This is a genomic window from Corynebacterium sp. LaCa_205 (genome assembly GCF_057458085.1).
On record NZ_CP190931.1, the window covers coordinates 2409809 to 2433693 of the forward strand.

Annotated in this window: 21 protein-coding genes and 1 pseudogene; 15 read left to right on the plus strand and 7 right to left on the minus strand. The window is 57.7% G+C overall.

Annotation, left to right across the window (positions count from 1 at the left end):
• The first annotated feature begins 77 nt into the window (after positions 1-77).
• Positions 78-2651: a hypothetical protein gene (locus ACP8J1_RS11510; RefSeq protein WP_023020161.1), complete on the plus strand. Its 2574-nt coding sequence runs from the start codon at positions 78-80 to the stop codon at positions 2649-2651.
• A 10-nt stretch (positions 2652-2661) separates the two neighbouring features.
• Positions 2662-3294 (plus strand): MOSC domain-containing protein, encoded by a 633-nt coding sequence (locus ACP8J1_RS11515; protein ID WP_023020162.1) that lies wholly within the window; start codon positions 2662-2664, stop codon positions 3292-3294.
• A 168-nt stretch (positions 3295-3462) separates the two neighbouring features.
• On the opposite strand, the gene ACP8J1_RS11520 is transcribed toward ACP8J1_RS11515, so the two are convergent.
• Together ACP8J1_RS11520 and ACP8J1_RS11525 are read right to left on the minus strand one after the other, a co-directional pair.
• On the minus strand, positions 3463-4674 hold the full coding sequence (locus ACP8J1_RS11520; RefSeq protein ID WP_023020163.1) for an MFS transporter: 1212 nt from the start codon (positions 4672-4674) through the stop codon (positions 3463-3465).
• A gap of 328 nt (positions 4675-5002) precedes the next feature.
• The gene (locus tag ACP8J1_RS11525; protein ID WP_302517741.1) at positions 5003-6478 is read right to left on the minus strand and encodes an NAD-dependent succinate-semialdehyde dehydrogenase; all 1476 of its coding nucleotides are present in this window, start codon (positions 6476-6478) and stop codon (positions 5003-5005) included.
• Positions 6479-6816: 338 nt separating this feature from the next.
• On the opposite strand from ACP8J1_RS11525, the gene ACP8J1_RS11530 reads away from it, so the two are divergent.
• From ACP8J1_RS11530 to trpA, 6 genes are read left to right on the plus strand one after another with little or no spacing between them, the layout of a single operon-like run.
• On the plus strand, positions 6817-8334 hold the full coding sequence (locus tag ACP8J1_RS11530; RefSeq protein ID WP_023020165.1) for an anthranilate synthase component 1: 1518 nt from the start codon (positions 6817-6819) through the stop codon (positions 8332-8334).
• The gene (locus ACP8J1_RS11535; RefSeq protein ID WP_023020166.1) at positions 8331-8978 is read left to right on the plus strand and encodes an anthranilate synthase component II; all 648 of its coding nucleotides are present in this window, start codon (positions 8331-8333) and stop codon (positions 8976-8978) included. Before ACP8J1_RS11530 ends, ACP8J1_RS11535 begins: the two co-directional genes overlap by 4 nt.
• A gap of 1 nt (position 8979) precedes the next feature.
• Positions 8980-10014 (plus strand): anthranilate phosphoribosyltransferase, encoded by a 1035-nt coding sequence (gene trpD / locus ACP8J1_RS11540; RefSeq protein WP_023020167.1) that lies wholly within the window; start codon positions 8980-8982, stop codon positions 10012-10014.
• Complete coding sequence (gene trpCF / locus ACP8J1_RS11545) at positions 10014-11420, plus strand: bifunctional indole-3-glycerol-phosphate synthase TrpC/phosphoribosylanthranilate isomerase TrpF (protein ID WP_023020168.1); 1407 nt, start codon at positions 10014-10016, stop codon at positions 11418-11420. The genes trpD and trpCF overlap by 1 nt, the downstream gene beginning before the upstream one ends.
• A gap of 13 nt (positions 11421-11433) precedes the next feature.
• Positions 11434-12639, plus strand: a complete 1206-nt coding sequence (gene trpB / locus ACP8J1_RS11550) for a tryptophan synthase subunit beta (RefSeq protein WP_023020169.1) — start codon at positions 11434-11436, stop codon at positions 12637-12639.
• Positions 12639-13505: a tryptophan synthase subunit alpha gene (trpA, locus tag ACP8J1_RS11555; RefSeq protein ID WP_023020170.1), complete on the plus strand. Its 867-nt coding sequence runs from the start codon at positions 12639-12641 to the stop codon at positions 13503-13505. The genes trpB and trpA overlap by 1 nt, the downstream gene beginning before the upstream one ends.
• A 68-nt stretch (positions 13506-13573) precedes the next feature.
• On the opposite strand, the gene ACP8J1_RS11560 is transcribed toward trpA, so the two are convergent.
• The gene (locus ACP8J1_RS11560) at positions 13574-14785 is read right to left on the minus strand and encodes a dicarboxylate/amino acid:cation symporter (RefSeq protein WP_023020171.1); all 1212 of its coding nucleotides are present in this window, start codon (positions 14783-14785) and stop codon (positions 13574-13576) included.
• Positions 14786-14977: 192 nt separating this feature from the next.
• Here ACP8J1_RS11560 and ACP8J1_RS11565 point away from each other — a divergent pair, with 192 nt between their 5' ends.
• The 5 genes from ACP8J1_RS11565 (at position 14978) to ACP8J1_RS11585 (ending at position 17851) form a co-directional block, all read left to right on the plus strand.
• On the plus strand, positions 14978-15448 hold the full coding sequence (locus tag ACP8J1_RS11565) for an SdpI family protein (RefSeq protein WP_023020172.1): 471 nt from the start codon (positions 14978-14980) through the stop codon (positions 15446-15448).
• Positions 15449-15786: 338 nt separating this feature from the next.
• Positions 15787-16008, plus strand: a complete 222-nt coding sequence (locus ACP8J1_RS11570; protein WP_084278937.1) for a hypothetical protein — start codon at positions 15787-15789, stop codon at positions 16006-16008.
• Between the two features lie 85 nt (positions 16009-16093).
• Positions 16094-16459 (plus strand): Rieske (2Fe-2S) protein, encoded by a 366-nt coding sequence (locus ACP8J1_RS11575; RefSeq protein ID WP_023020174.1) that lies wholly within the window; start codon positions 16094-16096, stop codon positions 16457-16459.
• A gap of 102 nt (positions 16460-16561) precedes the next feature.
• Complete coding sequence (locus tag ACP8J1_RS11580; protein WP_023020175.1) at positions 16562-17527, plus strand: bile acid:sodium symporter family protein; 966 nt, start codon at positions 16562-16564, stop codon at positions 17525-17527.
• A gap of 15 nt (positions 17528-17542) precedes the next feature.
• A complete protein-coding gene (locus ACP8J1_RS11585; RefSeq protein WP_023020176.1) occupies positions 17543-17851 on the plus strand; it encodes a hypothetical protein in 309 nt (102 codons plus the stop codon).
• A gap of 16 nt (positions 17852-17867) precedes the next feature.
• Here ACP8J1_RS11585 and ACP8J1_RS11590 read toward each other — a convergent pair whose 3' ends face one another.
• From ACP8J1_RS11590 to ACP8J1_RS11605, 4 genes are read right to left on the minus strand one after another with little or no spacing between them, the layout of a single operon-like run.
• Positions 17868-18200: a branched-chain amino acid transporter permease gene (locus ACP8J1_RS11590; RefSeq protein ID WP_023020177.1), complete on the minus strand. Its 333-nt coding sequence runs from the start codon at positions 18198-18200 to the stop codon at positions 17868-17870.
• Positions 18200-18928 carry an AzlC family ABC transporter permease gene (locus tag ACP8J1_RS11595; RefSeq protein WP_023020178.1) on the minus strand — a complete coding sequence of 243 codons (729 nt, stop codon included), beginning with the start codon at positions 18926-18928 and terminating at the stop codon, positions 18200-18202. Before ACP8J1_RS11595 ends, ACP8J1_RS11590 begins: the two co-directional genes overlap by 1 nt.
• A gap of 39 nt (positions 18929-18967) precedes the next feature.
• Positions 18968-19564, minus strand: a complete 597-nt coding sequence (locus ACP8J1_RS11600) for a YqgE/AlgH family protein (protein WP_023020179.1) — start codon at positions 19562-19564, stop codon at positions 18968-18970.
• Complete coding sequence (locus tag ACP8J1_RS11605) at positions 19564-21000, minus strand: CCA tRNA nucleotidyltransferase (protein WP_023020180.1); 1437 nt, start codon at positions 20998-21000, stop codon at positions 19564-19566. Before ACP8J1_RS11605 ends, ACP8J1_RS11600 begins: the two co-directional genes overlap by 1 nt.
• A gap of 88 nt (positions 21001-21088) precedes the next feature.
• Between ACP8J1_RS11605 and ACP8J1_RS11610 the strand changes: the two are divergent.
• Positions 21089-21682 (plus strand): annotated as a pseudogene (locus ACP8J1_RS11610) (NUDIX hydrolase); the annotation flags it as partial.
• On the plus strand, positions 21682-23877 hold the full coding sequence (locus ACP8J1_RS11615) for a DUF6049 family protein (RefSeq protein WP_023020182.1): 2196 nt from the start codon (positions 21682-21684) through the stop codon (positions 23875-23877). The pseudogene ACP8J1_RS11610 and the gene ACP8J1_RS11615, both read left to right, overlap by 1 nt.
• Positions 23878-23885 lie beyond the last annotated feature (8 nt).

The window sequence follows — 23885 nt, forward strand, 5'->3', positions numbered from 1 at the left end:
ACCCCCGGCTTTCGGGTCATTTCCCCCGCTCGCAGCCAAAATGCAGATCTGCATGAAAATGATCTAGGCTGGGGTAAATGAGCCAGGAGAAGTTTCGCAGCCAGCTTTCATCTTTTGCAGACGCAGCGGTATTTCAGGGGATTCCGCACCTGCGCCTCTCCCCAGCCACCCACACTTTGGAGCTGTACCTACCAGCCTTAACCGCAGGTTATGAGCCAGAGGATCCCCAGTGGACCGTGTCCGCTCAGCTGCTCAATGACAGCGAGGACACTCGTAAGTTCTACTACGTGGAGGGCGAGGAGCCCGGGCTGTGGATCAGCATGCCCCACCCCTTTAGCCACCTGAGCGTCTCCTTTGAGGAGCACACCTTGGAATTCGCTGGTGTGGCCAATGGCGGCTTAGTGCTGGATTCCACCCATCGGCCGCTCGATACCACCGCAGCGATACCTAAGGGCTCATATACCTTCATCGCCCCTGCTGGCACGGAATTCACCAAGGCTAAGGCCGGCGAGGCTCGCTCACACGGCGCCTGGGAAGGTTGGTCCATCTTCCCACTAGAGGTGAGCCAGTCCTTCACGGTGGAAGCACCGCAACAAGAGCCCGCCACCATCAAGGTGTCTGGCAGCCCTGACTTTGCCTGGGATATGGCCGTCAAGTCGCTGCCCAATGCCCACGGGCTGGATGGCGAGCTGGTCTATACCCAGTCACCTCGCGTCATCGCGAACACTGAGCTCAGCATGGAATTGACCTATGTCCCCATCGGTGGGGAAGAAGAGGCCGTGCTGGAGGATGAGCTACCGGAGGGCATCCACGAGGTGCTCCCGGCAGATGCCTTCGAAGATCCCTGGGTAGGTCGTTACCGCTTTAGCTTGTACAAGGATGAGGAACTGGTGGATATCCAGTACCTTAACTTCGCGGAAACACTGCATATGCGCGCCAAAAACGAGGGCCCGCGCGGCACTAACTTCCGCTTCATCGACGCCCTGGGCAATCTTTCACCGTTTAGCTATGCCTTGGCTTCTGCGCCGAGCAAGCCCATCCAGATGGAAAAAGGCCAGCGCGTCTTTGGTGAGGACGAGAGCGTGCGCGAGGAGACCATCGGCAGCGAAGCCGGCTATGAGCTGACCTTCCAGGTGGAACCGGCGACGATTCGTACCCGGGTCAAGCGCACCGCGGCCGAACCAGTCGATTACCTCGATAAACAAGTCATCCTGGCAGATCAGCTCGATGCCGATGCCCTCTTTACCATCCACTCGCCGGAGCCATTACCGCTGGCAAAATTCGTGGTCATTGATAAAAACCAAAAGATCAGGGACCTCGTCACCGCCAATGGCTCTACGGAGGCGGCTACCAGCCTATCCGTGCCGAATCGCGCGCTGAAATCTGCACTGACGAAAAAGACCTCGCTGGAGCTTTATCTCTTGTGGTCCACGCTCTCCTATGAGGAGTATCTCGAGGGCCTGCCGGAAAAGGAGCGCGCAGCGCACCAAAAGCGCAGCTTTGACCGGCGCGTTATGGAATATGAAGCCACGGCGGCCAGCGACCTCATCTATGCCGCCATCGCCACCGTGCGCAAAGCTCCGTTGATCTCCCGCGCCACCATCGAGGATGGCATCCTCGTCCCCGAGCAGCCACACGAGGAAGAGGTGGAGCTGCTGGCATGGGCTTGGCCACTGGGCAATCCCGCAGGCGAGCCGATGCCACTGGACCCCACCGAGGAAGGCTTCGAGCTGCCCGAGGAGCTGCTGGATGCCGGCCACCTCATCGTGGATTTCCGGGAGGACGAACCGGCCAGCGACTTGGCCGCGCCGCAGTACCCGCCGGCGAGCGCGCTTATCATCTTCCAGGACGGTGAAACCGCAAACACCGAAGGGTTGTGGCCCACCTACGCGGCTATGCGCCGCCTAGCGCCCAAGGCCAAGGAAACTTTCGAGGCGATCATCAAGGAGATTGAGGCCGATCCGCGTGCCAGCATGGATGCCCTCATGGCGGCGGATTTTGAGCCGGGCCAGCGCATGCGCGCCTTTGTCCGCACCGGCTTGGTCTCCCGCAATTTCCGCCGCGAGGAGCCGGCCGAAAAGCCTTCCTCACTGCTGGCCGCGCTTGCCGACGCCGCCCATGACTACATCGAAGCCCACGGCTCCGCCGCGCTCGCGCGCGTGCCGTCCACCGGCGTCGACGATGTCACCCGCCCAATGCTGCTGATGAGCGCCACAGGTGAGGCGCCCACACCATCGACGGCCAACGATCAGCTCTGCGACGATGCTCACCGAATCGCTGCACTGCGCGAATGCTTTGCCAACGACCTCGCGCTCACCCGCCTGGGCACCATCTCCAACCTGCGCAGCACCGCCCTGCAGCTGCGGGTAACGCTGCAGCAGCTAGGTGTGGATAAGTCCGTACTGCACACCTTGCTCGCGCTCGATGCCTTTGGTGATGGCAATTCGGAGCTCGGCGATTCCGCCTGGATGCCGTTTATCTCCTACGTCTTTGCCATCACGGCGCGCGGCGTGGCCAATGGCAAGCTGGCTGATCCCGCTTTCGCCGCCGCGCTTGACGGCGCCCTCCCGCAGCTAGCCGAGGCCGTCTCCCTCGCTCCGCAGCTGTTTTACCGCGATATTCTCACCGCGGAGGCGCTCACGCTCAGCTAGTGTGGCAGGCATGCAGGTCATTTCCACCAATGTCGCCGTCCGCCGGCCAGACCCGAGCGGGCGGCACGAGTTTTCGGGCATCGATAAGCAGCCGCAATCCTTCATCGATGTGGCTGCGCCCGGTCCCCATTATGGCGACGGTTCCGGCGTGCGCGGCGATATAATTGGTGATACCCAACATCATGGCGGCAATGATAAAGCCATCTACGCCTACGCCCGCGAAGAGTTGGACTACTGGCAATCCGAGCTTTCCCGCCCGCTGGCGTCTGGCTGCTTTGGTGAAAACCTCACCACCCAAGGCGTCGATCTGTCCGCTCTACTCATTAACCAACGCCTAAGAATCGGCACCGCTGTACTTGAGGTATCCGTTCCCCGCCAACCCTGTTCCACCTTTGCCGGCTGGCTAGGGGAGCGCGGGTGGCTCAAGCGTTGGACCGCCCGTGGCGATTGCGGTACTTATCTGCGCATTATTTCTCCCGGCCGCATCCAACCCGGCGACTGCATCACAATGGATGCGCCACCCAACCATGACATCACTATGCGCATCGCCTTTGCCGCCAAAATGGGCAACCGTACCCTTGCCCAGCGCGTAATCGAGGCTGGCTGCTTGCCCCCTCACCAGAACAACAGTCTGCGCGCCTAGCCCTACACCCTGGACTCTTATTCGGCGAGTTTTCCGTTCCTGCGCTGCGCGCGACCCCCAGCCTCCGGACCCTCAAACTACAACCGCACGGTCTACCTAAAGCGAAAGCACACCAACCTCGGTGGCTGGTGTGCTTTTAATGCTTCAGGCTAACAGGGGAGTGCCGTGTTACTTACCTTCGTCGAAGTGTAGATGGTGCCCCTTGGCCTTGGGGAAGCGACCGTGCACAAAGAAGTAGTAGATGGCTGCGATGACTACGAGGGCCGCAAGGATGAGGTACATGGTGTCAAAGCCGGTTGCCCCAACAATGGGGCCTAGGCCGAACGGAGCCAGGCCAATGCCTAGGTCCATCAGGAGGAACATGGTGGAGATGCCCGCGCCCATCTGTGCGGCGGGTACCGAGCGCACAGAGATAGCCTGGCAGGCGGGGCTGAGGGTACCGAAACCTAGGCCGGTGCAGGCTCCTGCAACCACCAGCATGACGTCGTTGGTGGGGAAGCCCATGAGGAGCAGGGCGATAACAAAGGCTGCCAGGCCGAGGTACATCACGGCGTTATCGCCCTTGTGGTCTTGGATGCGGCCCAAAACAAAGCGCATGATAAGCATGGTTACTGCGTAACCAATAAAGAACAGACCTGCACCGGTAACAAGGTCTTCCTTGCGCGCATAAGCGTTGAGATAGGTGACCACACCGGAGTAGGCGATTCCGACCAGCAACATAAACAGACCGATGGGAACCACGTTGGGGTGCACTGCATTGCGCAGCGTAAAGGCCGGCTTCTCGGCAGAAACCTCAGCTGGGTAGCGCAGCACCAAGGCCAGGACCAAAGACACGACATTAGCGCCTAGCGCTACAGCAAAGAGCGTGTTGTAGCCAATGTTATTAGCCAAGAAGAGGCCGAGTGCTGGGCCGAAGGCCGTTGCCAAGGTAGTACCGAGGGCGAAGTAGCCAGTACCCTCCGCGCGGCGCTCGTGCGGAATGACGGACTGTGCCACTGCCATAAGCGCGGTGGAGGTCAAAGCATAACCCGTGCCGTGCAGGAAACGGACGATAATAAGAACGGCGACGTTCTGTGCAAAAAAATACGCCACAGCAACGACTGTGACGAAGACTAGGGAGGTCAGGGCGGCCTTCTTGTGGCCTACGCGGTCCACGAGCCAGCCGGAGAATACGCGCATGCACGTCGCACCGAGAACAAAGGCGCTGGAGGCAAAACCACCCACGGTATCCGATGCCCCGAAGCTCTCTACCGCGTAGAGGGCCATGGTGGTCACGGACAGGTAGAAGACCAAAAACTGACAGAAATTAGCCACCCACGCGAGAACGAACGTGGGCGTAATCAGCTGCGGCTTAGCCGCTGCAGATTCAGTAGACGTCATATACTCACTCCAAATAACAAAAAGAAAATTCCCTCTCCACGAGCAGGCCATGAGGCCACACTGCGCGGGCGAAGGAGATACGAATTAAATTATACGGAGAGGAACTATACGCCCCGCAAGCTTCAATGGTTAATCAAAAAACCCTCTTGGTCTTGTTCGGCCTCACTTTTTGCCGCCCAATGCAAACAATATTGACGGTTTGAGCAGGATAAATGCTTTAGGTCGGGGAGGCAGACTCATTTTCAATGAATGTTTACATTATTAGGCCGCAGCCGGGCCCCGAAAGGGAGCCCGGCTGGCCTGTGTGTCTTTTCAGACGCTTGCGTTTCTAAACATTGGCATAAGGGTCACGGATGCCCAGGTATTGAACTGAGGTATATTCCTCAATACCTTCGGCGCCACCTTCGCGGCCCAAACCGGATTGCTTGACGCCGCCGAATGGGGCAGCGGCGTTGGAGATGACGCCGGCATTGAATCCCATCAGGCCAAATTCGAGACCATCGGCCACGCGCCACAGGCGGTCTGAGTTTTCCGTAAAAATATAGGACGCAAGACCATATTCCGTCTCGTTTGCTAACTCTAGGGCTTCCGCCTCCTCGCTGAAGGTAAAGATAGGTGCAACTGGGCCGAAAATTTCCTCCTGGGCCACGCGGGTTTCACGTGAAACATTGCTCAAGATCGTGGGGGCATAAAAGTAACCCTCACCTTCGCCACGCTTGCCACCGGTAACAACGGTGGCACCCTTTTCCACTGCGTCATCCACTAAGGCGGCAATATTGTCGAGCGCCTTGGCCTCAATGAGGGGACCGCAGGTAACGCCTTCGTCCAGGCCATTGCCCACGACGAGTTTGTTAAACTCCCCCGCCAACTTCTGCGTAAACTCTTCCGCCACGGACTCGTGCACTATGAAACGGTTGGCCGCAGTGCAGGCCTCACCAATATTGCGCATCTTCGCACCCATGGCCCCTGCTACGGCCTGATCGATATCCGCATCCTCAAAGACGATGAACGGAGCATTGCCGCCCAGCTCCATGGAGGTGCGCAGCACATTATCCGCGGCACCCTTCAGTAGAGTCTTGCCCACTGGGGTGGAGCCGGTGAAGGAAAGCTTGCGCAGGCGATCGTCGGCAAGCAAAGGCTCCGAAATGGCTGAGGCAGAGCTTCCGGAAACCACATTGAGCACACCCTTGGGCAGGCCGGCATCGAGCATGGTTTGCGCAAAGTACTGCGTAGTCAGTGGGGTGAGCTTGGCCGGTTTCAGAACCATGGTGCAGCCTGCCGCAACAGCAGGCGCAACCTTGCGCGTGGCCATCGCGAGGGGAAAGTTCCATGGGGTAATTAGCAGGCATGGCCCGACCGGCTTGCGGCGTGTGACCATACGCAAAGTGCCCTCCGGAACGGGGGAATAGCGGCCATAATCGCGCGTTGCCTCTTCGCTAAACCAGCGCAGGTACTCAGCACCATAGGTGACCTCACCTTGAGACTCGGCAAAAGGCTTTCCCATTTCAAGTGTCATCAGCGTCGCGAACTCATCGGCGCGCTCGTGTACCAGCTCGAAGGCCCGGCGGAGGATATTCGCCCGCTCGCGCGGAGTGGTTCGTGCCCACTCATCTTGCACCGCACAAGCAGCATCTAGAGCGGCTACCGCATCAGCGGAATTAGCAGAATCGAGCGTAGCAATGGTCTCTCCGGTGGCGGGATTTTCCACCGTGAAAGTCTCGCCGGAAGATGCCTTTCGCCACTCGCCTCCAATCAAAAGTTGGGTAGGAACCTTTGCCACTACCTCATTAGGACTCATAGTCATTTACATCACCTTTCTTCCCTTTGTTAATGCACCCAACAGTACCCCACTCGTTTCTTTAAAGTCTTTAAAGTCCCGAATACGGCTTCTTCTGCGAGAAAGCCAGCTCGGGCTGTGAGAATATTTATCGGCAATATCTTCCGAGTTATAGAAATTTGGGTTAAAGTAGCTGCCATGAAGAACATGACTACTGCTTGGTGGTGGCGCGCGTAACCCGCGGGCCATCTTTCGCAAGCTATTTTCAGGCTCGCATTCTGCGGGCCTTTTGGCGTTTTTGTGCCTGTGCTCGTGGAAGTTTAATTTTCGTTTCCCATACCCACCCTCTCCGAAAGGGCACTGCAATGCCATACACGGCTACCCGCGACATACCCTACGACAGCGATGCGGCCGCCACATTTGACGCGCTCGCGCAACCGCACGACTCCCTGTTGCTCGAAAGCGCAGACATCGAGACTAAGAAAAACCTCAACTGTCTCGCCATCCTCAAGGCAGCACTCAGAGTCACGTGCCATGGCCACAGGGTGGAGGTGCGGGCCCTCACCAACGCGGGGGAGGTGCTCCTTCCTCCTCTCCGAGACCGGTTCCGCCACCGCCTAGTTTCACGTGAAACTACTACCGCTGTATTCGAATTCCCGCCTTCTGCCGAACCCGACGAGCGGCAGCGACTCCTTGCTGAATCAACCGCTGACATTCTGCGATTCTTCCAATTAGAGGCCACCTATTCCTCTCCGCTACTACCATTTCTAGGGGGCGGGTTCGCTTATGACTACCTGGCCACCTTCGAAGATCTCCCCGAGGTTAAACCGGGGCCGAATTCCTACCCAGACTATGAGTTCTTGGTGGCTCAAACGGTCCTGGAGGTAGACCACCTGCAAAGAACTGCGCGCCTAGAGGGCTGGGATATCGACGAAGACCACCTTAAAGCGGAACTTGATTCCCTAGCCACGCGGCCGGAGACCCCACGCCCCACGGCACCACAGAGAAGCAAGATCCGTGCGGTGGCTGATGCGGATGACGCAACGTTTCGCGCAGACGTGGAAAAGCTCCAACGCAAGATTCACGCCGGCGATATCTACCAAGTAGTGCCCGCGCGTTCCTTCGCGCTGGAATGTCCAAGCGCCCTCGCGGCCTACCGGACGTTACGAGACACTAACCCTTCGCCCTATATGTTTTACGTTCGTGGCGACGGCTATGAGCTATTTGGCGCGTCGCCAGAATCCAATCTCAGGTTCACGCCGGAAGATAGGGGAGTGCAGCTCTATCCCATCGCTGGCACTCGGCCGCGCGGGCTGCGCCCGGATGGGAGCATCAGCCATGAGCTTGATATCCGCAATGAATTAGAGATGCGTACTGACCACAAAGAGATTGCGGAACACACGATGCTGGTAGACCTAGCACGCAATGATCTCGCGCGGGTGGCCGTTCCTCGTAGCCGCCAGGTGGCAGAGCTATTGCAGGTGGACCGCTACTCCCGTGTGATGCATTTGGTCTCCCGAGTCACGGCGAAGCTCCACTCAGATTTCGATGCGCTCGATGCCTATCGAGCCTGTATGAACATGGGCACCCTGACGGGTGCACCCAAGCTTCGTGCCACCGAGCTGGTGCGGCAAACGGAAGGGACACGCCGCGGATCCTACGGCGGGGCAGTAGGTTACTTGCGCGGCGATGGCGCCATGGATAACTGCATTGTCATCCGCTCCGCCTACGTCCAAGACGGCACCGCAGTAGTGCAAGCCGGTGCCGGTGTTGTCAAAGATTCCGTCCCACAGGCCGAGGCCGATGAAACGGTGCATAAGGCCTACGCCGTGCTCAATGCCATTGCCGTAGCACACGGTGCCGACTTGGAGGTGCAGCGATGAGTTCGCCACACATTGTCCTTCTGGATAACCACGATTCTTTTGTCTATAACCTCGTCGATGCCCTAGCTGGGTTCGATACCACAGTATTTCGTAACACCGTTGCGGTCGATGAAGTATTGGGGGCGCGGCCCGACGTAATTGTGCTTTCCCCCGGCCCCGGCCATCCACGGTCGGCCGGCTGCATGATGGAGCTTATCGACGCCACCCTGGGCACCACTCCCATTCTCGGCGTCTGCCTCGGCTTCCAAGCGCTTCTTGAATACCACGGTGGGGCAGTTGCGCCCTGCGGCCCGGTACACGGGAAATCCGTTCCGATGACTCTCACGCCAGCCGGGGTTCAGCATCCCGTATTCCAAGGGCTTGCCACCGATACCGAACCTGATCAACCAAATAGTCTCGGCACACAGATTCCGGTGGCACGCTACCACTCGCTCGGCTGTACGGATATCCCGCACGAGATGCGCTGCCTAGCACACACTTCCTCAGATATCGGCGAAGTAGTGATGGCCGCGGAGACAAAAGACGGTATGGGGCTAGGTCTGCAATTCCACCCAGAATCCGTCCTCACACCCACTGGACCCGTAATGCTCCAACGCTGCATTCACCAACTATCTACCCACACCACTATGGAGAAGGAAAACTAAAATGAGCCGAACACCACTGCGGACCTTTCAGGCCTATCTAAGCAATCCACAACCCACCATCGAAGAAGCCACGGAGGTATTTACCCCCTTGGCCGTGGGCGCCTACGACGATATCCATATCGCGGCATTGCTCGCTCATATCCGGGCTCGGGGCGAGACTTTCGCGGACGTTGCCGGCGCCGCCAAGGCTTTCTTAAAGGTGGGCTATCCCTTCCCCATCACCGGAAAAGGCCTTATGGATTCGGCCGGCACTGGGGGCGATGGCGCAAATACCATCAATATCACGACGGGGGCCTCGCTCGTCGCCGCTGCAGGGGGAGTGAAGATGATCAAGCACGGCAACCGCTCGGTCTCTTCCAAGTCCGGATCTGCGGATGTACTCGAGGCTCTTAATATCCCGCTCGACTTAGACGCCGCCCGAGCGGTCCGCCAATTTGAGGCCTCGAACTTTACGTTTCTTTTCGCCCCCGCCTACAACCCAGCCATCGCCCACGTCCAACCGGTGCGCAAGGCACTGGGCATCTCAACCATATTTAATACCCTCGGCCCGCTCTTGTCCCCAGGACACCCATCACTCCAAATCATGGGCATTGCAAACCCAGATCAAGGCCAACTCATTGCAGAGGTCTTTCGAGAACTTGGCCGCGAGCGCGCCTTAGTCGTCCATGGAGCCGGCACGGATGAGATTGCCACTCATGGCACCACGCAGGCTTGGGAGCTCAGGAACGGCGACATTATCACCTACCAGCTCACCCCTGAAGAGCTCGGTATCGAGCGCCACGAGCTCGCGGAGCTTGCCGGTGGGGATGGCGCTGCAAATGCCTTAGCCCTACGCGCGGTATTTGCCGGCCGAGGTAAGCCCGCACACGTGGACGCCATCGCTGCCACCGCCGGAGCCATGTTTTACCTCAACGGGACCACGAGGAGTATCGCAGCAGGAGTCTCTCACGCTAAGGATCTGATTAATAGCGGCGCTGTCGAAAAGTGGCTCCATATCCACGAAAGCGCCAACTATGCGGTAGGGGAGAAGAACTAATGACGGCGAAGGAATTGCCAACCGTGCTACAAGAGATCGTCGCCCAGCGCCGCACTCATCTGCCGGCCATTCGCGACAGGTTGTCCTACGTGGACCTCGCTAGCGTACCGCCTTCGGAGCGTTCGCTTGTCGAAGCCCTCGATGGCGCCAATCGCTTCATCATGGAATGTAAGTCTGCCTCGCCATCCCTGGGGTTGATTCGCGCGGACTACCGTCCGGGCGATATCGCTCGCATCTACTCACGCTATGCCTCCGCCATTTCGGTGCTGTGCGAGCCTGCGCGCTTTGGCGGCGACTATGACCATCTGCAAACCGTCGCCCAATCTACCCACCTGCCGGTGCTGTGCAAAGACTTCATTGTTGACCCCATTCAGGTTTACGCCGCGCGACACTACGGAGCCGATGCCATCTTGCTCATGATGTCCATCGTGGATGATGACACCTACGTTAAACTCAAGGCGCTGGCTGATGAACTGGGGTTAGACGTCCTGACTGAAGCCATCACCGAGGAAGAGGTGGAACGAGCGCTGCAATTAGGTGGCGACATCATCGGTATCAATAACCGCAACCTCCACGATCTCAGCATCGACCTAGAACGAACCGAGCGCCTCGCTAGCCATATCCCTGAAGGAAAAACGATCGTCTCGGAATCCGGAATCCGCGACAATGCCACCGTCCGCCGGCTGGGCTCTCACGTGCACGCATTCCTTGTAGGCTCACAACTCAGCCGCCAAGAGGATATCGATCGCGCCGCTCGCGATCTTGTCTACGGTGGCAATAAAGTATGCGGGCTTAACTCTGCCTCCGCTGCGCAAGCGGCGCGTGCTGCAGGGGCCCGCTACGGAGGACTTATCTTCGTACGGGAATCGCCGCGCACTGTTTCACGTGAAACCGCGCGTGACATCATCTCCGCAGAGCCGGGTCTGGACTACGTGGCCGTGACACGTTCTTCGGATATCGAAGAGCTACAGAGACTTTCTGAGCTCCCAGGACTCAAGGCACTTCAGCTCCACACCCCATTCCAAGGAAGTGGGGAAGCGGAAAGAGAATTCCTACGCCAGGTACGCAGCGTCGCGGGCGGATTATCCGTCTGGCGTGCCGTCGATATGCTCAGCCCCGATTTCGCAGGACTGGCAACTGACCTTGTCCCAGAAGTAGAAGCGCTAGTCCTGGACTCCGGAAGCGGCGGGTCAGGAAGCTCATTCGAGTGGAGCACTATCCCCCCTGAAGTTAAGGATAAATCCTTCCTCGCCGGTGGCCTCCGGTTAGACAACCTCGAAGAGGCTCTGTCGATCGGCACGATGGGGCTCGATCTCAATTCGGGTCTAGAGTACGCACCCGGCCGCAAGGATTCCTCGCTTGTGTCCCAAGCCTTCCACATCATCCGACGCTATACACACCCATAGAAAGGACACGATCATGACCGTTTCACGTGAAACACTCCTTCCAGCATACTTTGGTGAATTCGGTGGACAGTTCGTCCCAGAATCCCTTATCCCCGCCCTCGACCAACTTGAGAAGGCTTTTGTAGAAGCACAGAATGACCCGTCCTTTCGCGAAGAGCTCAGCGGCCTTCTGCGTGACTACCTTGGCCGGCCCACGCCACTGACAGAGGCAAAAAATTTAGGCGGTAAGGCGAGGATCTTCCTCAAACGTGAGGACCTCGTACACGGTGGCGCGCACAAGACGAACCAAGTCCTCGGACAGGCCCTCCTCGCCAAACGTATGGGAAAGACTCGCATCATTGCAGAAACGGGAGCGGGCCAGCACGGCACCGCCACCGCACTGGCTTGCGCACTCTTAGGGCTCGAGTGTGTGGTCTATATGGGGGCAAAAGACGTCGCGCGGCAGCAGCCCAATGTCTTCCGTATGGAGCTAATGAACGCGAAAGTCGTAGCCGTTGATACCGGGTCCGGAACGCTTAAGGACGCGGTGAATGAAGCGCTCCGCGATTGGACCGCTACGTTCCATGAATCCCACTATCTCCTCGGCACTGCGGCTGGGCCACACCCTTTCCCGACTATCGTCCGGGAGTTCCATAAGGTCATTTCCGAAGAAGCTAAGCAGCAGATGCTTGAGCGTACCGGCGGCCTGCCGGATGTAGTCGTCGCCTGTGTCGGAGGCGGTTCCAATGCAATCGGTATGTTCGCAGACTTCATTGCGGAGGAAAAAGTGGAACTCGTCGGCACTGAACCGGGCGGTGAAGGACTGGACTCCGGCAAGCACGGTGCCACCATCAACAACGGGACCGTAGGAATACTCCACGGCGCACGCAGCTACCTCATGAGGAACGCAGACGGCCAAGTGGAAGAGTCATACTCCATTTCCGCCGGACTCGACTACCCGGGAGTCGGTCCACAGCATGCTTACCTTCACTCCAGCGGCCGAGCACAATACGTTGGCATTACAGACGCCGAGGCATTGGAAGCGTTCCAACTGCTATCCCAGCGGGAAGGGATCATTCCCGCCCTTGAGTCTTCCCATGCTCTTGCTTATGCCTTGAAACGGAAGGATGAGGACATCACCATTGTGGTCTCTTTGTCTGGTCGCGGCGATAAAGATATCGACCATGTTCGCCGCGCACTTGAGGCCCACCCAGAATTTAAACTGCAGGAGAAGCACTAATGAGCAATCGATACGAGAACCTATTCCGATCACTGCGCGAAAGGGGAGAGGGCGCGTTCGTCCCCTTCCTCATGTTGGGCGATCCCACCCCGGAGGACACGCTGGACATTGTACGAACCGTTGTCGCGGCCGGTGCAGATGCACTAGAACTTGGCGTCCCATTTTCTGATCCCGTGGCCGATGGACCGACCATTCAGGCGTCTCACCTTAGGGCGCTAGCGGCTGGCGCCACCGTAGATTCCGCTCTAGAACAGGTGCGGACGATTCGCTCAGAATTCCCTGAGCTTCCCATTGGCATGTTGATCTATGGCAACGTGGCTTTCACGCGCGGCTCCGAGCGCTTCTATTCCGAATTCGCTAAGGCAGGCGCGGATAGCATCTTGCTTCCCGACGTCCCCGTACGCGAAGGCGCTCCATTCATCGCTGCAGCAGAAAAGGCCGGTATAGATCCGATCTTCATCGCCCCGGCTCGTGCCACCGCGAGCACCCTCGAAGGCGTCGCTCACAGCTCGCGGGGTTATATCTATGCCATTTCGCGCGACGGTGTGACAGGTACCGAAAGAGAATCTAAAACCATCGGGCTTGAAGAAGTCGTAGCAAACATCAATAGATTCGATGGCCCGCCGGTACTGCTCGGCTTCGGCATTTCAGCACCCGAGCATGTGCGCGATGCCGTGGCAGCCGGAGCGGAGGGGGCTATTACTGGCTCGGCCATTACTAAAATCATTGATCGCCACGTTTCACGTGAAACCGCTGCAGAGCGGACCCAAATCGAAGGGACCTCAGGCCGCGCTCGCGTGGACCCCGCGCTGCACAAAGAACTCGCTAAGTTTGTCACCCGCATGAAGGCGGCGACCCGAAAATAGTCCCACAACGCATTAAACCCCTCGTCAGCTCTCGACAGCTGAACGAGGGGTGTGGTTTTGGTGAGCCTCTACGCGGTTGCTTCTGCAGATTCCTCTTCGGAGGGGTCATTCTTGTCGCCTGCGAATTTGTCTACGATCATCGCAATAGCACCGTCGCCGGTGACATTGGCGGCAGTGCCGACCGAGTCGATGGCAATGTAGGCGGCGATCATGAGCGCCACCATGCCATCATCAAAGCCCATCATGTCTGCCAGAAGGCCGGCCGCCACCATGACGGCACCGCCCGGAACGCCCGGAGCAGCAATCATCATGATTCCCAACAAGAAGATGAAGCCAAGTCCGGTACCGGTGCTAATATCAAGGTTTGCCATATACACGATTGCGAAGGCATAGAGCGTCAGCTTAATCATCGAACCGGACAAGTGGATGGTCGCGCACAGCGGGATAACAAAGCTTGCCACCGGCTTTGAAATGCCATTCTTAAGCGTAGACTCCAAGGACACTGGGATAGTCGCGGCAGAAGAGGAGGTTCCCAAAGCCGTGAAATAAGCCGGCAGCATATTGCGAAGCGCCTTGAAGGGATTCTTCCCGGTAATCGCACCAGCAATGATGTATTGCAAGACCAAGTAAACCAGGGTCATGACAACCGCCAAAATCAAAACCTTGGCAAAGGCCGAAAGTACCGAGCCCAGATTGCCATTCATGCCCAATCCCAAGAACATGCCAAAGATATAGAAGGGCAAAATCGGCACAACAAAGCCCCAGATTACCTTAACTACTACGTTCTCCAATTCCTTGGTGACAGCATACAAAGTATCGGACTTCACGGTAGTCATAGCTACACCAATGCAGAACGACAACAAGAGGGCAGTCATAACCTCAAAAGGCGGCGCCATCTCCACCTCGAAGTAGGGAGAGAGTGCACCCTCATCAATATCGGAGACATTAGTAATCAGATTCTGACCACTAAGCATGGTGGGGTAGAGCCAGTGGGCAAGCACATAGGCAAGAAGACCGGCGACAATAGTGGAGCCATAGGAAATCCCCGCTGTAACCCCCAGCCACTTACCGGCACCACGCCCGAGACCCGCAATGGACGGAGCGATCAGCGCGAAAATAAGGACCGGGATAAAGAAGTTGAGGAAGTTGCTAAATAGTCCATTGAAGGTGGCGAATACGCGACCAAACCATTCTGGCGCGAATCGGCTGACCACCACGCCAAAGATGATGGCAACGATAATGCGGAACAACAAAGATTCCGAGAGTTTCTTGAGATTCATATACTTACAATCAGATCGGGTGCTCTACCTCTAGGACTAAACGACCGAGGCGAAACAGCGCAGTGCGGAGGCCAAGGTCGATTCAATATCTATCAATCGACCTTAAATGCATACTACCTGAGCGCACACAGCGACAGAGCACTCGGCCTAGGCGCAATTTTTATCTCAGCACTACAAGGCTAAACTGAATACATGATCGCAGTGGGAATCATCTTCTTCATCCTCGCCGTCTTCCTCATCGTTGTAGGTACCATGGCCTCAACCAAGCGCCTACCCGGAAATAACTACATTGGCTTGCGACTGCAAGAAATCCGCAAGTCTCGCGAAGCGTGGGATAACGCCCATCGCATCGCTGGTCCATTCTGGATCCTCAGCGGTGTCTGCCTAATTTTCGGTGGAATCGTCGCGCTTAGCGCTGAGGGCTGGATGTGGCTCCTTCCGGTTCTTACCTTTGTGGCGGCAGTTCTCGCCCTATCTGTAGGTTCCAACCTCGGCTCGCGTGCCGCGTTCCTCTACGAACAGGCACACGCTAGTGAAGAAGGTTGTGGGGATTCCTGCAATTGTGGCTCCGACGGTTGCGGTGGGGAAGAGGCTGCCGCGGCTTCTGCACCGCAGGTCGATGTCGACGCACTCCGTCACGCCGCACGAGAATCTGACAGATAGCAGCGCCTGCTGCACAACCGCCCCCCTCTGGATAAGAATTACGCCTCATCCAGAGGGGGAATTTTTGTAGCTATTTCCTCTCGCTTGAATAGCTCATTGGATGTTTCCCGACAGTCACAGTGACGTTATAGGTCAGGCTCGTTACATCTTCTTGTTCCGTCACTTACGATATCCCGTCACTCTTTCAATATATTGGTCACTTCAACGCTAGGCTACGTTAATAATTGGATTACCGTACTTTTCGCCTTACTGCCAATAACGATGGAGATTGCGTAAAGCTTCCGGGGAACCCAGAAAGTAAAGAGCATCAGAGGCCTCCGCTGGGCAAAATGATACATATGAAGAAAAGCACCGCCCTCGCAGCCATCGCCGCTTCGACCTTTGCCATTGGCGCTTATAACGAGCAAGGCCACAAAGAGGCAACATCCACACCGGTAGCGGAGGGGCAGCAGTCGGCCCATAGCATCGTCGATGATTTAGGCATTGAATCTGGCACCTATGAACTCACTCCTACACCCACTGGCTCCCCTGAAACATGGGAGGGCTATCTGGTTAGTTAACTTCTGTGTTTCACGTGAAACTCTAAATTCGCTCAGCTACACGGCTGAGTCACAAGGCACCATCATCACCAGCTAGACTAAGGGCATGAATAAGTGCTCTCGCCGAATCTTCTTGCTCGGTACCGCTACCACTTTCGCAGGTGCCTACCTAACAGCCTGTGGTTCTTCTCCGTCCGCAGAAATCGCAGCTACGGAAATTCCAGTCGGATCCGCGAAGATTGTAGATGGCGTCATTTTTACTCAGCCGAAAGAAGGTGAGTTCAAGGCCTATTCCCAGACCTGTCCGCACCAGCACAATCCGATCACCGAGATCGATGGCATGACGGCCACCTGCACCGCACATAACACCTCCTATGACCTCAGCGATGGAAGCGTAATATCCGGACCGGGCCGCGACCCCTTGGAAGGATACGAAGTTAAGCAAGACGGCTCTAATGTCACTACAGCCTAGGGTGCATTCCTCCCTCTGTGGTTTCACGTGAAACCAAAGAGGGCATATTTTTGGCCCGAGTATTTCCGGGGAAGAAGGAGCGGTAGGGTTTAAACTTTTAGAATGCTGCAGAGTTTAAAGAAGCCCGACCCCCTCATAGTGCTCATCATCTTGGCGGTCATCCTTGCGGTCATTGCACCAGCCCGTGGGGATTTTGCCGAGACATTCGGCCAGCTAACAAATGTTGCGATCGCTTTCCTCTTCTTTTTGTACGGCGCTAGGCTCTCCACTCAAGAGGCCCTCAATGGGCTTAAGCATTGGCGCCTACACCTAACGATCCTGGCCTTCACCTTTGTGGTCTACCCGCTCATAGGTATAGCGCTACGACCGCTTACCGCTTTCATTTCGCACGATATGTACCTGGGGATCTTGTTTCTCACGCTGGTACCGTCCACCGTGCAATCTTCGGTTGCCTTTACCTCCATTGCGAAGGGAAACGTTGCAGGCGCAATCGTGTCAGCATCTACTTCTAACTTGGTCGGAGTATTTATTACCCCTTCGCTGGTTATGCTCCTGATGGGAACCGGGGGAGGGGTCCACATCGACACTTCCGTATTTAGAGAAATCGCGCTCTTGCTGCTGGCTCCCTTTATCCTGGGTCAGCTGACTCGGCGCTGGGTTGGCAAATTCGCCCAAAGCAAGGCCACCAAAGTGGTAGACCGCGGCTCTATTGCCATGGTGGTGTATTCTGCCTTTTCCAAAGGCGTAGTAGACGGAATTTGGTCCTCCATCTCCATATGGGAGTTGGCCTTCCTTGTCGCCTTCGCAGCGATCTTCGTTGCTTTCATGCTGTGGCTCACCAAGAAGGTAAGTGAGAAATTGGGATTCAAGCGCGCCGATACAGTCGCAATCGAGTTCTGTGGATCGAAGAAGTCACTAGCCACGGGCCTACCCATGGCCTCGGTTATCTTTGCTTCTGGGGGAACGTCTCTTGGTCTACTTATCCTGCCGTTGATGATTTACCACCAGGTGCAGTTAATGATGTGTTCGTGGCTGGCATCCCGCTACGCCCAGCGTGCCACCACGTAGCTACACTTAGGTCCTATGGCGAATTATCTATACGTACGAACTGAACTAACCGTGCCCGGCGTAGGCTCGGCCATCCATATGGCGGAAATGGAGGAGCAAGATGCGCGCAGCTGTCGAATGGTCCGCATGATCGCCCTGGATCCCTCAGATGCCATAGTTGGTGTGGCTACCCCGACCAGTTCCACGGGAAACGTAGATCAGCCGCAAGAGGTTGTCCCGCACCCGGATACCTACGATGAGTTTCCAGACATTAGCGCCCACTACGTGGACCAATCTCATTTCGACGCCCTATGGTCCGAAGCTACCGCCAAGTTCGGCCTTTAGGGTTCAAACACGGTGCCTACAAGACAACGTTAACGAGGAGCATATAAAAGGCGGTTCCTCCGAAGATGGACAGCGCTGATTCACGCTTCCACAGGTGGAGCAGGAAGGTTACTACCACGCCGAGGAGAGCCGCCCAGATGCCCCCAGGGGCACCAGCCTGCCCGTAGACGGTATAAACCACCAAAATGGTCATCACACCTACCGGCATCATCATGCCCAGCAATGAAAAGAACTGGCTATCCTTCATCCATTTCACAAAGGAAAAGGGAAGCTGGCGCAGCACTACGGTAATAAGGCCGACGGGGACCAACACTGCGGCGATGGAAGCAAGCGTAACTCCAGCGGGCATTAGCGTTCCTCCCGGAATCTCGTAGACTCGCCGCGTCTACGCAAGCCAATAGCGGCATCGATGCGGGGAGATGCGTAGCGGATAATAAGCAGAATGAAGTAGGCACTCAGCGCCACCATGAGCAGTTGTCCTGGGGCGAAGGCTGCAGCAAGGATTCCCACCACCACAGCACTTAACGGCAATGAAAAGTCCTGGTTATTGCGGAAGGAATCCATTGCCAGCACGACAAAAAGGGCAACCAGAGCGAATTCCATTCCCTGCACAGAAGAGGGAATCACTCGGCCGGCGAGGGCACCGACGATGCCGCCGCCTACCCACAAGACCTGACAAAAGATTTGGATGGTGAGTATTCGGTTCCCACTCGGGCGCTCCTCGGCGGGGAGGGAGGAGACGATGGCATAGGTTTCGTCGGTAAGCGCATATGTGGAATAAGCCCGGCCCACCCGTGAACGAATGTGGTGCCGGGGAAAGGTGAGGCCATAGAAAATATGGCGGAAATTCACCATGAATCCGGTAACCAACGAAGCAAAGGCGGAAGCCCCACCGGTAACCATGGAAATGGCCAAGAATTCCATAGAGCCGGCGTAGATGACGAGGGAGAAAATCGGCGTCCACCACCAGCTGAAACCGGATTGGACCATGAGTAAGCCGAAGGCTAGGCCGAGGGGAATAAGGCCGATCGCGGCGGCCCAGGTATCTCTTAATCCTTGAGAAATATCCGCGCGCATGCGGGCTAGTCTAGCCCATTGCCTGCAGCGCGATAGGAATTAATTATCTTCCACGTTGACTGGATATGTGGAATAGAGCGGCAACGGCATGGGCTGACGTTTCATAACATCGGCCCAGAGGTCGGCTGGGCCTGGAGTAATAACGTCTTGGGCAAGGGCCGGAGAGACGAACCATTCGCCGGCCTCGATTTCCTCCTCCAGCTGGCCCGGCCCCCATTCGGCATAGCCGGCAAACATACGCATGCCAGAAACTAGTGGCTCGATCTCTTCTGGGTCCGCGCGCAGATCCACATGTGCCAGGCGCGGTGCGAGGCGGGTGAGTCGATCTTGCTTGTCCACATCGACGCCCTGTTTAGTCTGCGCGAGCCCAACAACGGATTGTTGGTTGAGCGGACCGCCGATATACAGCGCCTGCGGTTTAGCCACCACGGGAAGCCATTCCGGCAGCACATTGAAAATAGCTACCTCAGAGCGCTTAGTCAGATCCACGCCAAAGGTCATCATGTCATTGTGCTCAATGACGAGGATGACGGAGCGGGCGAATTCCGGCGAAAGCATGCCCGGAGCAGCGATGAGAAGCTGGCCGGGGGCGGGGTCATTGCGCTCGAGGGCGTTAAATAATCTATCGGCAAACATCACTGTTTAGAATCCCACCACTCGCGCAACTTCGCAATCGCTTCCTCGCGCTCGAGGGGGCCGTGCTCTAGGCGCAGCTCCTTGAGATAAGACCATGCCTGGCCCACCTCAGGGCCGGGCTGAAGACCGAGGATTTCCATAATCTCGTTGCCGTCAAGGTCCGGGCGTACGCGAGCCAGGTCCTCCTTGCGGCCGATCTCCTCGATGCGCTCCTCAAGCTGATCATAGGTGCGCTGGAGTCGACGGGCCTTTTTAGCATTGCGGGTGGTGCAATCGGCGCGCACCAGCTTATGCAGACGGGGGAGGAGGTCGCCGGCGTCAGTAACATAGCGGCGCACGGCAGAATCGGTCCACTGATTTTCCCCGAACCCGTGGAAGCGCATGTGCAGGTACACCAGCTGGCCGATGGCCTCCGTGGTGGCCTTGGGGTACTTCAACTTGCGCAGGCGCTTGCGGGCAAGCTTGGCGCCTACCACCTCGTGGTGGTGAAAGGAGACCTTGCCATCGGTGTTATCAAAGGTATCCGGTTTGCCAATATCGTGTAGAAGCGCCGCCCAGCGCAGGACAAGGTCTGGGCCATCTTCTTCTTGGTCCATGGCCTGACTTAGCACCTTCAGCGAGTGAGCATAAACGTCCTTGTGCTGCGCGTGTTCATCCGCGGTCATGCGCAATGCCGGGATTTCCGGAAAGATATAGTCCGCGATTCCGGTGGAAACCAGCAGGTCAATGCCGTCCCACGGCGCCGTGCCGCAGATAAGCTTATCCAGCTCCACCTGTACGCGCTCTACGGTGATGCGCTGGATCTCGCCGGCCATATCCCGCATGGCATCCACCACGCGGTCGGCCACGCGAAATTCCAGTTGGGACGCAAAACGCGCCGCCCGCAGCATGCGGAGCGGATCATCGTGGAAGGAGATTTCCGGCTTGTCCGGGGTATCGAGCACCCGGTCGGCCACATCCTGGAGGCCGTGGAGGGGATCGTGGAAGGTAAAAGAGGCGTCGGCAAGCAGCTCGATGGCCATCGCATTGACCTTAAAGTCACGCCGCACTAGGTCACCTTCCAAGGTGTCACCATAGACCACCTCAGGGTTGCGGGACTGGCCATCATAAGAATCGGAACGGAAGGTGGTGATCTCAATCTGCTGGCCCTTATAGGCCGCGGAGACGGTACCGAAGTCGATGCCGGTATCCCATACAGTCTCGGCCCACTCATCCAAGATCTCTTTAACCACGTCCGGGCGGGCCGGGGTGGTAAAGTCCAGGTCATTTCCCAAGCGGCCCAAAAGCGCATCGCGCACAGAGCCGCCCACAAGGTAGAGCGAGTAGCCACGGGCGGCAAATTTCTCCACCAAACCGCCCAGCAGGTCGCTGAGGGAGGAGACGGTGGATTCCGCGCGGGCAAGAACGCCAATTAGCTGAGTGTCCTGAAAATTCACGGGTGAGAGTCTACTACGATTGGCAGGGATGACTAACCAAGAACAGGGCCCCTCTAAGGGAGGCGGCCGCAACCGTAACCGGTCCCGGCGCAGGCGGCGCCGCCGGCCGGATAATCGCGCGCGCCGCAGCACTCAGCAGCGCAGGCCCTACCGCGGTGGCAATGGCCAATCCACGGCCATGGAAACCCGCGATGAAACCTCCGCCGGCGGCCTTGTTGTCTCTGGTTTGGCGGAGTGCGTCGATGCCACTGGCGAGGTAGATCTTTCCCGGCTTTATGTGGCGCTCATCGGCCGCCTCGACCGTCGCGGACGCCTGCTGTGGTCCATGCCCAAAGGCCACGTAGAAAATGGCGAGGCCAAGGAAGTCACCGCAGAGCGCGAGGTATGGGAAGAAACCGGCATTTCCGGTGAGGTTTTTGCAGACCTCGGCATGATTGATTATTGGTTCGTCTCTGATGGGGTGCGTATCCATAAGACAGTGCACCATCACTTGCTGCGCTTTGTAGACGGCATCATGAACGATGAGGATCCGGAGGTCACCGAGGTCTCATGGATTCCCGTGTCTGAACTCATCGAGCATTTGGCCTACGCCGACGAGCGCAAATTGGCGCGCATCGCGCATGATCTCCTTCCCGATCTCGCACGAAAGGAAGCCGCCGCGGGGAAAGTGACCCCACGGTAATGCGCCAACGCCTGAAGTCTTGGGCCGCCGTGGGCGGCTGCCTGGCGGTAGCGGGGTGGGGATTGTGCCTGCCGCTGCCAGAGGCCGCCGCGCAGATGGATTCGACTGCGGGAAAACAGCAGGATATCCAGGCATGGTTGGGCGCGCGCGGACCAGAGCGGGCCACTCTCGACCTCATCGCGGCCGAACCCTTCACCGTGGGCAAGGAACTGAAACTGACCTTCCAGGTGCACAATCCCACCGATGAAGCCATGGAAGACCTCCAGCTCACCAGCCGCCGCGGCGATGCCGTAGAGGGTACCGCGCAGGCCCGCACGCAGCTGGCCACCGGCGAATTCCCGTATTACGGTCCCAGCACCACCACCGCGCCCCTGCAGCCGGGTGAAACCCGGGAGGTTACCTTCCAGGTTCCCACCTCCTTACACGGCGAGCAGACCCTAGCCATCGAAGACGCCGGTGCCTATCCGCTGCTATTTACCCTCACCGGCACTGTTGGCGGCGAGGCGGTCAGCTTTGCGGAAGAACGCCTCATAGGCCAGGTGCAGGGAAAGAAGCAGGCGCTTGGCGATGCCCCCTCGGATTCCAAGCCCCACGATCTCACCGTGGTCTATCCCATCAGCGCCGATATCGACTCGGTACCAGGCGGCGCTGGGGGAGAAGACCTTATTCTCGCCTCCGACGAGCTAGCCACCGAGCTGGCTGAGGGCGGCCGGCTCGATCGCTTGGTGAGCACCTATGCGGACCACGATCTGCGCGGGGCAGGCTGCGTAGCCATCGATCCCGCCCTCTTGGATACGGTCAACCGCATGGCGGAGGGCTATAAGGTGGGCTCTGCCCGCCCAGCTCAAGCCGAGCGCCCTAAGCGCCTGCGTGATTCGTGGTTCAATAACAACGACGATGTGCACCTCGAACCCGGCACTGGCAAAGAGGATGCCGCCCGCTGGCTCAAGCGCCTGCGTGAACTCGATTGCTTTATGTCTATGCCGTGGGCAAACGCTAATGCCTCATCCGTGGCCAAGGCGAATAATCCCTTCCTTACCTACGAGGGTCTGCAGCGCGGCAACCGCACCATCGAGCGAATCCTCGGCACTAAGCCAGCCACCTCTGTCCTCGCGGTTGGCTCCGGCTATGTGGATCAACAACTGCCCCTGCCCGCACTAGTGGCTGATAATACTTCGTGGCCTGGCCGCGCCGTGACTTTCGACGCCTCCCTGGGCGCCCTTTTAGCCCAAACCGGCTCCAAGCCACAGACGGTGGGCTATTCCAACCCGGAGCTACGCTACGACTACTCGCTCGATTCCGAACTTTCCCGCGCCATCACCGGCGGCGCCGCGTTGAGTTTGGCCGCTAGCGACGACACCGTGGCGCGTTTGCCCAATTACTTGGATCCCAGCGCTGCCGAATACGCGCTTGACTCCGCCGAAGCGCTCATCGATTCCGGCCAGTCCCATGCGCGTACCGTCGGCAGCCTCAAGCAGGAAACCGCCGTTCCGGGGTCACTGCCTGGCAGCCCCTTTAGTGATCCCGCCGCCTTCGCCGAATCCGATATCGTCCGCGTGGAGCAGCAGGCCCGCTATACCGATGAGCTGATGAATATCATGGTCGATGATCCAGATATCGCACTGACTCCCTATGAATTCGTCCTGCCTTTGCGCCGGGATTTGCTGGCCGCGCTCTCGCTGACCAACCGCGATAGCTTGGGCAGCAATGCTGAAGCGCGACGAAGGTTCACCCACACGATGGATGTGCATTCGAATACTTTGCGCGATCTGCGATCTTCTGTGGCGCTTATCCCACCGGGCAATGTTTATACCCGCGTATCCGAGTCATCGCCGCTGCTCATCGTGGCAGAAAATGGGCTTCCGCTACCGGTAGAGGCCAAGCTGCAATACGATGCCCCCGATGGCGCGCGCCTCAACACGCCCAAGAGTGTCCGTATTCCGGCCAAGGGCTCTATTACTGTATCCATGACCGCCGATATGCCTAAGGACGTCGATCGCACAGACATTGGCCTGTGGCTTGCCACCCCAGAAAAGCAAACCATCTCGGAGCCGATCAGTATCGCTGTGCAAACGCGTGCCGGTATCGTAAGCGTGTATGGCGTCGGCATAGCCGGCGCTCTTGCGCTGGTCCTAGCCACTCTCTTCCGGCTAGGCCGCCATCGGCGCAAAAAATCACAAAGGCTTAAAAAGTAAGTTGAAGT